We start from the raw sequence: 13,814 nt of genomic DNA, 5'->3' as shown, positions 1-13,814 counted from the left end.
GCATAAAATTTATAACCATTTATATAATCGGGTAAACGCTAAAGGACGAACAATACAAGTTGAGGAATAACCAACAGCAAGGCAATGCACAGCAGATAAGGAGGTATGAAGTAACCTACACCACGGAATGTCTCACCCATTCGTAACTCTGCATCCAAGCTCTTTACAATGAAAGCGTTCACCCCCACCGGCGGTGTAATCGCCCCCATACTGGTAACGATACATACCACCACGCCGAACCAGATTGGGTCGTAACCCAAGGCAAGCGCTACGGGAAAGAAAATCGGGATTGAGATAATTAAAAATCCCATCGCATCCATTAGCGCTCCGCCGATCACATAGATCAGCAGAATACAGGCCATTACCATTATGGCTGGCAAGGGCAATGCCGCCGCCCACTCGCCCACCATGAAAGGCAGTCTTGTGATGGTAAGAAAACGCCCGAAAATGACCGCTCCAGCAACCAACATCAAGATCATGGCCGATGATTTGAGTGCATTAGCGATGGCCTCACTCAAGACTGCCCAAGAGAGCTTTCCTTGTATCAGGGTAATCAGCATTGCGCCAATACAGCCCACCGCAGCAGCTTCTGTTGAGGTGAACCAGCCCGCAAATAGCCCCCCCAGTACCAGTGTAAACAGGGCACCAATTTCGATAATACCTTTCAGCGAACGCCACCTTACGGACCAGCTCGAACGCACACCTGCTGGCCCCATATCGGGGCGACGCCGACAGAGTAGTCCAATCGTCGCGATGAACAGCACGACCAGGATAAGCCCAGGGACAATACTGGCCAGAAACAGGTCGCGAATGGCCAGCTCAGCTTGTAGCGCAATAACAATCAGCACAGAGCTTGGTGGAATGATGACCCCCAGGGTGCCCCCCGCCGCGACACTGCCTGCACTGAGCGCGCGGCTATAGCCAAATTTCTTCATTTCGGGGAGAGCAATGGTGCCGACAGTGGCTGCCGTGGCCGTGTTCGAACCACTAACCGCTGCAAAACCTGCGCTGCTAAGGATCGTCGTTGTGGCCATGGAGCCACGGAAATGGCCTATCCAGGCATAGGCAGCTGCAAATATCTTTTCCGTTATCCCCGAGCGAAACAGCAATTCCCCCATAAAAATAAATAAGGGTATGACACTAAGAGAGTAACCCGATAACTGCTCCCAGATTCCTGAGCTAATAACGTTATACGCAGCAATAGGGCTAGTCATGTAAAGCATGCCAAAAAAACCCACCATGAACATGGCGAAGCTAATCGGCATTTTTAACAAAATAAGAAGAAACAAACAGAGTACGCCTAACAAAGCTACCAGCGTCATACTCATTGTGTTACCACCTTTTTTAGACTACTCAAAAAGTCTGCTAAAAGAACCAAGCAAAAAGCAGAAAACCCTAGTGCCACTAGATAAACAATGGGATAAAACGCAATACGCAGTGTTTGCGATAAAGAGCCTCTTTGCATAGCGCTAAAGCCATACTCCCAAAGCTTCCAAGCCACCATGGAGAAGAATAAAAAACTTGCGCCTGAGACCAAGACATAGAGAACGCTTTGCAGACGGGGGGGCAAATGTTCGACCAGCAAGTCCAGCTCAATATGGGCTTTAGTAAGCTGGGAGTATGCGAGCGATAGCGACACTACCACTGCTGTTAGCCAGCCCACCATTTCGGTGGTACCACCAAATGAAGAGCTAACTTGGCGCATTACGATGTTACCGACCACCAAAAATACCATCATTAGTAATGCCGAGCCGGCTACATAGAGTAAGAGACGGCTAATTACCCAATTAAATTTATTCATGGTAACTACCTAGGTCTATCAGCATGGCGCTTACTGGGCGCAAATAAATGCGCCCAGACAAAAAGCGTAGGCAACTATTGGTTTTGTTCAATCAGCTCAATAAACCGATCGCGCAACTCAAAAGCAGGAAGCCCTTGAGCAGCCACCTCTTCCAGCCGTTGCTCATTGATGGGCTCCAGCAAGGTCGACCAGCGCTCTGCCTCCTCCTCGGACAAGGAGAGCTGCTCAAGATCATGGTTCTCAGCAGCCCACGTCAAGGATTCCTGGATGTGTTCATCTAGATACTTACCTGCATAGGAGGCCATTTCGGCACCCAATGCATCGATCTCCTGCTGAACGTTCTCAGGTAAAGCGTCCCACCGCTGCTGATTCATCACCGCAACGAAGACAACGTTGGTCAGAGGATAGTCAGTGATATAGCTCACATTGCGGGCATACTGCAGATCCATCAGCGTCTCACGGGAACCTACATAGCCACTAACGATACCCGCCTGAAGGGCTTCCCCCGTTTCCGATTGGGTGAGACCCACAGGCACGCCACCAAGGGCTTGAACAACGGCTGTACTGTCGCCTGGCACCCTGATCTCTTGGCCCTCAAGATCCTCCAGCGAAGTCACTGATTCTTGAGTATGTAGGTAGCCAGGCTCTGAGGTGAACGCCGTAATGACTTTAAACTCTTCCAAGCCCAGCGTTTCTGCAGGGAACTCTTTGATCAGTTCGTACACTGCCTGGCTGGCTGTCTGCGAATTCACGTCGATACCCGTTAGATTTCCGGCCAAATTGAGTAACGGAAAACGTCCCGGCTCGTATGAGGTGGCAGAGAGACCGATATCGGCAACACCGTTTAAGACGCCATCGAACATGTTGGCAGCCGTCAGCAACGTTCCACCAGGGAAGGTGTTGACGTTTACCTGGCCATCGGTTCTTTCGTTAAGCTCTTTCGCCCAGTGTTCCATCTGCACGGCGGGAAAGGTTTGGGAAGGCGCAAAGAAGGCATAGCTGAGGTTGATATTATCCGCTAACGCACTGGTGCTGAGTAGCACCCCAGCGCATACGCCGCTCAAGCGTGTCAGTCGGAGAGAAGTTTCGAGCCACAGCTTTTTTTGGCTGGTCATTGGTCATTAGCCCTATTTGTTTTTGTGTTGAATGTCAGGTAATCCTAGCAGAAAACATTCAACATCACATGAAAAGTAAAGTAAATACCCAGGCGTAAATCTATTTTTTATTCTGCAAAAAACTCGCCGTTTAAAATTAAAACAATTATTATCAATAAGATAGATTGATTTAGTAACAATAACTAGTCGGCTAGCCAAATAGTCGAATGCCTTGGCCAGTATTACAGCGCACCAATACTGTGCACACTGGAGCGGATCTGCTCGCTTTTAATTCGCCACGCTCAAGCGGAAGCCCCATCGCCATTACTCACTTAGACCACGGAAATAGTCCACGAAAACGCCGTTTAAACTGAGCGAGAAGGCACAAAAAAAGCCCAAGCATCAGCCTGGGCAAGGAGGATAAATGGACAAAGGGTAGATGCTATTCCAACGGTTCGTAGGGCAAACCCACATAGTTTTCCGCAATGGTCGTCAGCCCCGCTTTTGAGCTGGTTACGTAGCCCAGCTCGGCCAACTGCATGCGGCTGTTGAAATCTTCCTCATCAGAGAAATTGTGCAGCATGGAGGTCATCCACCAGGAGAAGCGCTCCGCCTTCCAGATGCGCTTCAGGCACGTTTGCGAATAGCGCTCGATCAAATCCGTGCGGCCTTCTTGGTAAACCTTCACCATTAGCCGATAGAGCGTGTTCACATCGCTGGCGGCCAGGTTAAGCCCTTTGGCACCGGTGGGCGGTACAATATGCGCCGCATCACCGACTAGAAACAGTCGCCCGTACTGCATTGGTTCGACTACATAGCTACGCAGCGGCGCGATACTCTTCTCGATGGAAGGCCCGGTGACAAGCTTTGTGGCCACCTCGTCAGGCAGGCGGCGCTTGAGCTCTTCCCAAAAGCGTTCGTCAGACCAATCTTCTACCTTTTCATCCAGCGGTACTTGAAGGTAGTAACGGCTGCGAGTGGCAGAGCGCATGCTACAGAGACTGAAACCACGCTCATGACGTGCGTAAATTAACTCATCGGAGACCGGCGGCGTATCCGAGAGCATACCCAGCCAGCCAAACGGGTAGACTTTTTCAAACTCTTTTATGCGGTTTTGAGGGATCGCCTGGCGGGAGACGCCATGGTAGCCATCGCACCCAGCGATGTAGTCGCACTCAAGCCTGACCGTTTCACCGTTATGTTCAAAGGTGAGGTAGGGGTGGTCGCTCTCCAGGTCGTGGGGCTGCACGTTTTCCGCCTCGTAGAGCGTTGTCGCGCCAGCGGCGGCGCGGGCTTCCATCAGATCCCGCGTCACCTCGGTTTGGCCGTAAACCATGACTTTACTGCCGCCGGTCAGCTCATCCAGTGCGACCCGCACGCGGCGGTTGTCGAAAACAAGCTCAAAACCGTCATGGGGTAAGCCCTCTGCATCCATGCGCTGGTCAACACCCGCTTCGCGCAGCAAGTCCACCATGCCTTGCTCAAGCACACCGGCGCGGATACGGCTCAATACATATTCACCGCTACGCCGCTCAACAATCACATTATCAATGCCTTGGCGATGGAGTAGCTGCCCCAGCAGTAGACCAGAAGGGCCAGCGCCAATAATCGCGACCTGTGTTTTCATAGGGGATGCCTCATCATTGTCATTATCTAAAACTTATGACTTGTATTTTTCAATGAAACACGCCGCATAATAAGGCATGATCTAGATCAATTATTGGACATTTAGCGCTTTTTCACCCCACCTTAGTCGTATAGGAGATACCGGTGATGCCAGCCTCGTCGGCAACGTCCGTGCCCGTATTTAAGCTCTATGGCGAGACGCAGCATTGGCCCACGCCAGACTTGCTCCACTGCGAATCCATTCCTGAGCGCAGCCAGTTACATGACTGGCGTATACGCCCGCATCGCCACGCCGATCTAGTGCATATTCTGTTTATTGCTCAAGGTAGCGTTGAGTTAGAACTGGAGGGAACGAACCATCAGCTGCAGAGTACCAGCGCTATCGTGGTGCCCGCCATGACCATTCATGGCTTTCACTTCTCACCGGATGTGCAGGGGCACATCATTACCCTGGCCAAGCCATTGGCAGACCACTTACATGCGTTAATGGGTGAGAACAGTACGCTAAAAAAAGCAGACTTCTACCCTCTACTCCAGTCCAATCGGGCCGAGCGAATTGCCACACTGGTGTCTCAGGTCGACCAGGAGTACCGCCAACCTGCCCCTGGACGAAACAGCCTACTCGAAGCACTTATTCAAGCCTTGGTGGTCGAGCTATCGCGCCTTTGTGCTTATACCGGCAGCACGACAAAACGTTATGGCCCCCGCCAAAGTGACAAAGGGCGGCAGCATTTAGAGCACTATCAAGCGCTAATCGAAGCGCACTATCGCGAGCAGCCGAGTATTGAACAGTTAGCCGAGCAGATTGGGGTAAGTAGCGCGCACTTGAATATGCTCTGCCGCCAACTCGCCGGGCGCAGCGCCCTGCAATTGCTGCATGAACGTTTGCTGCTGGAAGCCAAGCGCCAGCTCACCTATACCAATATGACCATTGGCCAAGTCTCTGACAGCTTAGGCTTCTCTGAACCGGCTTACTTCACGCGCTTTTTTAAGCGCAACACCACGCTTTCACCGCGGGATTTTCGCTTGCGGCAGCAAGCACAATCATAAGAACAAAACCGTTTTAAGAGCTTGATGGAAAGGTGTTATGGTTTTGCAATAATCCTATTATAAGCAGAAAATTACACTCACATACACGTACCCATAAATGAACTCACCTGTTTCAGGATTGAACGAGGACACTCAGAGACAAGAGTAATCTAGTTGGTTTTTAGCCCCATGGATCGACTGTTAGCTCAGACTAAATCAATATGAAAAGTAGAAGAGCTAACAATAAAGACATCACTGCCAAACTGAAATGCTTTTAGGAGCTAGCCGAGCTTCCCCAGTGTTCGAGAAGCATATCGATAAATAACTGGGCTGTGCTGGATATGCTGTGCGAATTACTTCTGACTAGACCAATGGTGCGCTGAATGCGGGGCTCTGGAAGCTCCCGAGAGCAGAGGGTGTCATGATCCGCCCCAGGCATCGTCATTCTAGGCAGGATCGCCACACCCAGACCGGATTCCACCAGACCAAGCGAGGTGGAAAGATGTTGAACCTCGTAGAAGCTGTTCAAGCGTATACCTTCAGCAGCAAGCGCATTGTCCAATAGCGTGCGATTGCCACTATCTCGACTGACGGTGATTAATCTGACCTGTTCGAGATCCGCCCAACCAATATCTTCCTTTGCCGCAAGTGGATGATCTGATCTCAGAGCGAGAACGAAAGGATCACGCAAAAGGGGAGTGAAGCGAACCTCGGTGCTTTGTGCACTAAACATATTGATGCCAAAGTCTGCTTCTCCACTGATGACCCGCTCTAGTCCCTCATTGGCGCTAACGTCGAGGATACGAATGCGAATACCCGGCCAAGCCTCACTGAAGCCTCGGATCACGCTGGGCAAAAAATAGAAAGCGGCGGTGGGTAGGCAGGCGATGGTCACGGTGCCTTTCTGGTGCGTCGCGAGCTCGCGTATCCCCAGAATTGAAGACTCGTATTCCTCAATCATGCGGCGTGCACGCGGCAGGAAATCTGCACCAATGGGGGTCAGGCGAGTACGCCGAGTGGTTCGCTCTAGCAGTTCAACTTCTAGCAAGTCCTCAAGCTTCTGGATGCGCCGAGACAGAGCGGGCTGTGAGATATGCAGCCGCTGCGCTGCTTGGTGGAAGGAGCCTAGCTCTGCCACCTGAATGAATGCCTGAAGATCCAAAAATTCTAGCCGATGCTGCATACGTATATTCTTGCACGAAGTAATGTATTTGATAACGCTATCACATTAATCCAAAAAACACATTAGAACTGCTCTTTATTTGCATTTGAAGCATTACATGTTCACTGACATGCTCAGATCATGATTTTCAGAGACGGGCATGAACAATGTTAAATAGCATTCCTTGCATGATCATGCGTGGCGGCACCTCCCGAGGCCCCTTCCTACGCATGAGTGATCTCCCCAGTAGCCAGGAAGCTCAAGCCAAGATCCTGCTCAGTTTGATGGGATCCGGTCACTCCCTACAGATCGACGGTATTGGGGGAGGCGACCCGTTGACTAGCAAGGTCGCGATTGTGGAACGCTCTTCCGACCCGGAGGCCGACGTCGACTATCTATTCGCCCAAGTCGACGTGCTGAATCACCATGTGGACTTCAATCCCAACTGCGGCAACATGCTTTCCGCCGTAGGCCCTTATGCAATCGAAACCGGGTTGGTTGAACCCCAAGAGGGAACGACTCTCGTTCGGGTTCGAAATCTGAACACCCAGCGCTTGATCGAGTGCCATGTGCCAACACCTGGCCGTCAGGTGTCCTACGAGGGCGATACCTCCATCAGCGGTGTGCCGGGGAGCTCAGCCGGCATCATGCTCGGCTTCCTCAACGTTATCGGCACCAAGACGGGCGCCCTACTGCCGACTGGGCAGGCTTGTGACATGATTGAGGGTGTCGCTGTTAGTTGTCTCGACGCAGCGACTCCGATTGTCATGTTAGACGCCGCCGATCTAGGCCTAAGAGGTGATGAAGAGCCCGCCGAATTGAATGATAACCGTAACGCCCTCGAACGGCTTGAGATTATTCGCCGGGAGGCTGGACGGCGAATGGGTCTGGGCGACGTCAGCCAAGGTGTGTTGCCCAAACCGGTGCTCCTATCCGCGCCTCGGGACAACGGCAGCACTCTGTGCACGCGCTACTTCGTGCCCCATCGTTGCCACAAGGCCATCGCCGTGACCGGTGCCATCGCATTAGCCTCGGCGGTCAGTGTCCCAGGCACCATTGCCCATCGCATCGCGTTAGACAACAAGCGAATTTCACCTGGCAAGCTTCTGGCGCAGGTGAAGCTGGAGCATCCTTCCGGTTACATCGACATCGACGTTGAGCACCGTAATAACGATTTCTGCGATATTACCCGCGTGTCATTGATTCGCACTGCCAGAAAAATCATGAGTGGTTCCATTTTCTACTCGCTTCCTGCCACGCCTAGGCTGGATTTACTGACTTAATAGAAACAGTTGGGTCCTCTCATCCGACTCATCTTTAATAACGACAACGACAATATGCTAGGAGTAACGCCATGAAAACCCAAAAGATTGTAGCCCCCACCATCACACTTGGGCTCAAGAAAGCTGCTTTACTGGGGCTTACCCTCACGGGCTTGAGTTTAATGACCTCTGCCCAGGCCCAGGATGTCGAAGTACCAGGTAACATCAAATGGACTATTCCATTTGGCGTCGGCGGTGGTACGGATGTCTGGGCGCGTTTCTTCTCTCCCTGGCTCAGCAATTCTCTACCAGGAGAGCCGACTTTAATGATCGACAATGTTCCCGGCGGCGGTTCCATCAATGGAGCCAACGTCTTCGCCTTGCGTGCCAAAACGGACGGCAGTGATTGGCTGGGAACCTCCGCCTCGACTCAGTATCCGGCCATGCTGGATGACCCTCGCGTTCGCTATGACTACAACGATTGGACTCCCATCCTGGCCACGCCAACCGGGGGTGTCGTTTATGCCCAGCCCAGCTTGGGCGAGACGGCCGACGCGGCATTGGATGCCTTGCTGACACAACCAGTTAAGCTAGCGGCGCAGAACCCCACTGGCGTCGAGCTTCCGGTATTGATCGCTCTGGATATGCTGGGGGCTGATGTACAGGCGGTGTTCGGTATGCGCAGCCGCGGTGAGGGCCGCCTAGCCTTTGAACGTGGCGAAGCCGACATCGACTTCCAGACCACCTCTGCCTACTTGAGCAACGTCACGCCGTTGGTGGAGTCCGGCAAGGCCGTGCCACTCTTCTCGCTGGGCATGCTGAACGATGAGGGAGAGATCGTCCGCGACCCAGCCTTCCCCGAGCTGCCCACCTTCAACGAGGTCTACCAGGAGCACCATGGCGAGGCACCGACAGGAGACGCCTATGAAGCATTCCGCAAGTTCTTCGCGTCCGGCTATGCTCTGCAAAAGCTGATCATGGTGCCAAAAGAAACGCCGCAAGCCCTGATTGATACTTACCGGCAGGCGGCTCGCGACTTCGTAAGTACTGAGGCATTCAAGGAGGCGGCTGCAGCCCAGTTGGGCCCGTACACGCCAGTCATCGGCGACACTGCACAGCGCCATCTCGACGACGCTATGTCCATCAATGATGCTACCCGCGAATGGCTGGCCGACTGGCTTCAGTCGGAGCACGGCGCCAAGATCTGACGCGGTGCGGGATGTGCCGACCCCGACGGGGTCGGTAGCCCCGGGCTCCCTCTTTTTAAATAACTCAAGAGCCACACGCCATGCTTGATATCCTTCTTTCCAGCTTGGGACAGTTATTCACTGTTTCCCATTTGCTCTTCATGACCGTGGGGGTTCTTGTCGGCCTTGTTGTCGGCATCATCCCCGGTCTTGGTGGCATCGCCGGTATGTCGCTGCTGCTCCCCTTTCTCTATGGCATGGAGCCGACCGTGGCTCTTGGCATGCTGATGGGCCTGGTCGCAGTGATTCCCACTGGCGATACCTTTGCCTCCGTGCTACTGGGAATTCCCGGCTCGAGTGCCTCTCAGGCGACGGTGATCGATGGCTTCGCGCTGGCCAAGCGTGGCCAGGCAGCCCGTGCGCTGTCGAGCGCTTTTCTATCCTCGATGATCGGCGGCCTGGTCGGTGCTGTCGTACTGACTGGATTCATCCTGATCGCGCGCCCGTTGGTGCTTTCGTTCTCTTCCTCCGAGCTCTTCATGTTGACCCTGCTCGGCCTGTCGATGGTGGCTGTACTCTCAGGGCAAGACCTCTTCAAGGGCCTTGCCGCTTGCGGACTAGGCCTGCTGGTGGGTGTCATTGGTATGGCGCCGGCCACTGGCGAGTTCCGCATGAACTTTGGGCTCGACTATCTCTATGATGGCCTGCCACTGGTGGTGGTTGGCCTGGGGATTTTTGCTCTGCCCGAAATCATCGACCTGCTGGTCAAGCGCGGTGCAATCGCCGAAGAGCCCTGTAAGCTCGGCAAGGGCTGGCGGCAAGGCATTCGGGATGTGGGCCAGAACCGTGGGCTCGTTGCGCGCTGCGCGGGTATCGGTAGTTTAGTCGGCACCATTCCTGGCTTGGCCGGCTCCGTGGTCGACTGGCTCACCTACGGCCATGCGGTTCAAACCGCCAAAGACAAGTCGGAGTTTGGCAAGGGCGATATCCGCGGTGTGATTGCCCCAGAGTCTGCCAACAATGCCTGCGCTTGTGGTGCTATGGTACCGACCCTGTTGTTTGGGGTGCCCGGTTCAGGTACGGCTGCGGTCTTCCTCGGCGGGCTTCTGCTGCTTGGCCTGCAGCCCGGCGTCGGCATGATCGAGACTCACCTGGATCTGACCTACACCATTATCTGGTCACTCGCTCTGGCCAACATCCTGGGGGCTGCATTGTGTCTGGCTCTCGCTCGCCCGGTAGCCAGCCTGACCCGGTTGCCCTTTGTCACTCTGGCACCGCTGATCACCGTGCTGATCATGTTTGCCGCCTTTCAGGCCACGCGCGCCACGGGCGATCTGCTCGCCCTCGGGGCGGTCGGTATCTTGGGGGTTCTTTTCAAACAGGCGAATTGGTCACGTCCGGCATTCCTGATCGGCTTCGTACTTGCCCCAGGAGCCGAATCCTACTTCTACCAAGCAGTCCAGTTTCAGGGAATGGGCGCCTTCCAACGTCCCGGTGTGCTGATTATCGGTGCCCTAATCCTTAGCGCGATGTTAATTCCCATGCTGCGCTCTCTATGGGCCAAACGCCGTCAGACCGACGGTGCTGCAGCAGCGGCGCCCCCCAGCCTGGGTGTGATCGACGTGGTGCTTTTCGTCACGCTACTTGGCACCGCCGCCGTCGCCTGGGTAGATGTTGCCGATCTCTCTTTGATCGGGGGCATCATGCCTCGTCTGGCGATCGCGATTCTTGCCGTTTCCTGCTTGCTGGAGATCGCGCGGTGCGTGATGCATCGACCCCTGTGGCAAAACCAGGCTATGCGTCAGCAAGGACTCTGGCTGGTCGGTTTCTTTGCGCTGGTGGCGACAATGGTGCTGCTCGGTTTCATCACCGCAGCTACGCTATTCTGCCTCACCTTCCTGCTGGTGATCGCACGGCTCAAACCCTGGATCGCCGCTAGCATGGCGCTTGGAGTCACCGTTTTCCTGGTCGGCATGGCTGAGTTCTTAACACTGACCTATCCAAGTGGGCTGATCGACCCGTGGCTTTTCGGTTGAGAACCGCCGGTTACACCCGTCAATTCTGGGTCGGCTAGGGCTGAAAATGCCGACCCATGGAAAACCAGGAGACACCATGATTACCGATTTCACACTCGATGTCCTTAAGACGCTCAAGGCCAGCTGATCGAACGCATCCAAAAACGCTTGCAGATTCAGCGCCAGAGTTACTGCTCATCATTACAGTCGAAACGGCACCTGCGACTAAAGGGAATCAACGAGCGTCACCCAATAAAAGTTACTCACCAGATGTTCTGAGATCGATGATTTCAGACTGACCGATAAAAACTAGGGCGTATTGCGCTTACAAGCTCCTCCAGCATCGCTGGGTTACAGGTTGGTAACTTTAGCCACCCTCTATGACCCCGCTTTGGCTGCGTGAGCAGCTTATTAATGCCTACGCCATACAACATTTAATAAAAAAGAGGAGGGCCAAAAAGAAAAAGAAAATCTCACGGCAGTGTAAAAAAAAACTCAAAAAGATAAATTAGGGAGTAAACATGTTGTTGAACAACAAAAAATGCCATGGCATTTCTACATTGGCACTAGTAGCAGGTTTAGGGTTTTCAGGAACCACACAGGCATTCAATGTGTATGAAGACGGAGAAACTTACTTTGACCTATATGGCCGTATACACTTGACGTTAAACAATGACGACGGTAACGACTACATTAGTGAAGAAGGTTCACGCCTTGGCTTTAAAGCTGGACATAGGATAAATCCTAAGTTAGAGGGTTTTATAAGAGCCGAGTTTAGATTCACCGCTAATGATCGTGACGAGGCACGGCCTAACGTCATTGATGATATAAGGAACACGTATGTAGGGCTACGATTTGAAGACGTCGGAGCCGTAAAGGTTGGTAACTTTGACTCCATCTATTATCAGAACATACCCAAGGTTATCAATGTAAGAAACACTGTGGATTGGCGAGCCTTGGCAAAAGGTGGTGACCGCGCCCGTGGAAACTCTATCTCTTTTGAATCCCAAAGTTTCGATGGCTTCAGCCTGGGTGTCGCTGGAAAGCTCGATCCAGAAGATGAAGATGCAGGTGAAGAAGAAACACTTAACCTAATGGGATATGTAGCCTATGAAACAGGCCCGGTACGTTTTGCCGCTGGCTATGATGAAGCAGAAGGTGATGATGATGCTCTACTCGGGGCAAGCGTAACCTACAAAATATCTCCACAGCTAAGTGTCGGTGCGTTATTTGAAGAGCAGGGAGATATTCGTCATTATGGTATAGCACCCGTTTTTAGTTACTCAGAAGGCAAAATATACGGGAACGTCAGCTATATGGAAAATAGTGACATGAATTTGAGTGACGTCCAATACGTTGCGGGTGGCAGCTACCGGCTTAGTGATCCAATGTTTGTATATTTAGAATATGCTAGCAGTACAGATAGGGAGATCAATGCGATTGATAAGGATTGGTGGGCTTTAGGGGTTCGATACGATTTCTAAGTTTCACAGAGCCCATTAATACAGGTCTACACAGCACCCCGAAAGTTGAACTCCCAGTTCGACCTTCGGGGTTTAAATCTCGATAGCCTCAAAAATCAAGCGCAACACCTCAGTCACTTGGTTGTTGACTTCGAAAATCTTATTTAAAAGTAATTTTAAGCTATGCGTAGGGACGTCCTCGCGCCCGAAGATCGCCAGGTGAGACCCCATAGCGCTTGCGGAACACCCGCGCAAAATGCGCACCATCAGAAAAACCGTGCTCCAGAGCGATATGAGTGATGCTGCACCTTTGAGGAGTTGCGTCTAACAATGCCAAGTAGCACTGCTCCAAGCGTAGTTCACGGATGAATGCTGCGGGTGGTGCCATACGATAACGCCGGAACTCATCGTAAAGCCCTCGCACCGACATGTTCAGGGCATAGGCCAGATCTTCAGGAGCCAGCTGCGTATCGGCAAGGCGCTCAAGCACCACACGCCGTGCTTTGGTAAGCCGTTCACTGGGCATGGGGGCGTGATAAAGCCGCTCCCTTTGGTGGCGCCAAAACGACCCGAACACCAGCTCCAGAGCGGCGTCTTCCACTTGGCCTCTCGATGGGTCACTGCCCCACCTAAGCTGAACACGCAGTGCGGCTAGAGCGGCATGCGCAGCGGCATCTACAGGGATCGCAAGCCCTTCACAACGTTCGGCCAACCGTCGCCATTCGGGCATATCGGCAAGATCGACTTTCAGCATAAGGGCACGATAATCCCCGTCGGTATGCAATCGGTAGGGGCTCGATAGCCGATAAATAGTCATCTTTCCAGGGGCTAACCGGATGGTTTGACCGCCCTGCGTCATCAGCGCTCCACCACGTAATTGCCAGACCAGCTTGAAGGTATGATCGCCATTGGTTTGCGCCGCTAGCCGTGGTGTGCGAGCGACGCGCACCGGCGAGCTGGCGATGTATACCAGTCGACTTCGCAGCAAGTCCTGCCCACGCAGCTTGGCGTAAAACGTGGATGTTAATGGCGCGACCTCAAGGGGCAGCAGCTGCCTTTCGTTTGCTTGCACGAAAGATTCCAGATTGGTGGTGTTCAACGAGAATGGCGGCGCTCTATCAGGGAATGCTGCCTCTCTTGAGGTAAGGGCATTCATGTCAGGATGGCTCCGATTT

11 protein-coding genes are annotated in these 13,814 nt (G+C 53.1%); 5 read left to right on the top strand and 6 right to left on the bottom strand.

All coding sequences use genetic code 11. From position 1 onward, the window contains the following. Nucleotides 1–38 precede the first annotated feature (38 nt). From ACW17M_RS01160 to pobA, 4 genes are all read right to left on the bottom strand, one after another. Nucleotides 39–1,328, bottom strand: a complete 1,290-nt coding sequence (locus tag ACW17M_RS01160) for a TRAP transporter large permease (RefSeq protein ID WP_427770194.1) — start codon at nt 1,326–1,328, stop codon at nt 39–41. After that, complete coding sequence (locus tag ACW17M_RS01155) at nt 1,325–1,801, bottom strand: TRAP transporter small permease (protein ID WP_427770192.1); 477 nt, start codon at nt 1,799–1,801, stop codon at nt 1,325–1,327. Before ACW17M_RS01155 ends, ACW17M_RS01160 begins: the two co-directional genes overlap by 4 nt. A 74-nt stretch (nt 1,802–1,875) precedes the next feature. Then, nucleotides 1,876–2,916 carry a TRAP transporter substrate-binding protein gene (locus tag ACW17M_RS01150; protein WP_427770191.1) on the bottom strand — a complete coding sequence of 347 codons (1,041 nt, stop codon included), beginning with the start codon at nt 2,914–2,916 and terminating at the stop codon, nt 1,876–1,878. A 421-nt stretch (nt 2,917–3,337) separates the two neighbouring features. Further along, a complete protein-coding gene (gene pobA, locus ACW17M_RS01145) occupies nt 3,338–4,522 on the bottom strand; it encodes a 4-hydroxybenzoate 3-monooxygenase (RefSeq protein ID WP_457546773.1) in 1,185 nt (394 codons plus the stop codon). A 146-nt stretch (nt 4,523–4,668) separates the two neighbouring features. On the opposite strand from pobA, the gene ACW17M_RS01140 reads away from it, so the two are divergent. Next, the gene (locus ACW17M_RS01140; RefSeq protein ID WP_457546772.1) at nt 4,669–5,571 is read left to right on the top strand and encodes a helix-turn-helix domain-containing protein; all 903 of its coding nucleotides are present in this window, start codon (nt 4,669–4,671) and stop codon (nt 5,569–5,571) included. A 253-nt stretch (nt 5,572–5,824) separates the two neighbouring features. Here ACW17M_RS01140 and ACW17M_RS01135 read toward each other — a convergent pair whose 3' ends face one another. Next, entirely contained in the window at nt 5,825–6,733 is a 909-nt protein-coding gene (locus ACW17M_RS01135) for a LysR family transcriptional regulator (RefSeq protein ID WP_141440303.1), read from the bottom strand. Between the two features lie 146 nt (nt 6,734–6,879). Here ACW17M_RS01135 and ACW17M_RS01130 point away from each other — a divergent pair, with 146 nt between their 5' ends. From ACW17M_RS01130 to ACW17M_RS01115, 4 genes are all read left to right on the top strand, one after another. Further along, nucleotides 6,880–7,995: a 4-oxalomesaconate tautomerase gene (locus ACW17M_RS01130; protein ID WP_457546771.1), complete on the top strand. Its 1,116-nt coding sequence runs from the start codon at nt 6,880–6,882 to the stop codon at nt 7,993–7,995. A 71-nt stretch (nt 7,996–8,066) separates the two neighbouring features. After that, nucleotides 8,067–9,182, top strand: coding sequence for a type 2 periplasmic-binding domain-containing protein (locus tag ACW17M_RS01125; protein WP_141440301.1), 1,116 nt, complete (start codon nt 8,067–8,069; stop codon nt 9,180–9,182). A gap of 80 nt (nt 9,183–9,262) precedes the next feature. Continuing rightward, nucleotides 9,263–11,197 carry a tripartite tricarboxylate transporter permease gene (locus tag ACW17M_RS01120; protein ID WP_457546770.1) on the top strand — a complete coding sequence of 645 codons (1,935 nt, stop codon included), beginning with the start codon at nt 9,263–9,265 and terminating at the stop codon, nt 11,195–11,197. 500 nt (nt 11,198–11,697) lie between these two features. Next, nucleotides 11,698–12,660 carry a porin gene (locus tag ACW17M_RS01115; protein ID WP_400669861.1) on the top strand — a complete coding sequence of 321 codons (963 nt, stop codon included), beginning with the start codon at nt 11,698–11,700 and terminating at the stop codon, nt 12,658–12,660. 160 nt (nt 12,661–12,820) lie between these two features. On the opposite strand, the gene ACW17M_RS01110 is transcribed toward ACW17M_RS01115, so the two are convergent. Then, nucleotides 12,821–13,711 (bottom strand): helix-turn-helix domain-containing protein, encoded by an 891-nt coding sequence (locus ACW17M_RS01110; RefSeq protein WP_400669865.1) that lies wholly within the window; start codon nt 13,709–13,711, stop codon nt 12,821–12,823. Between the last annotated feature and the right edge of the window lie 103 nt (nt 13,712–13,814).

The organism is Vreelandella sp. 2A-K22, assembly GCF_054065485.1.
The sequence above is the reverse complement of the archived record's forward strand: the minus strand, read 5'-3'. Positions and strand labels throughout refer to the sequence as shown.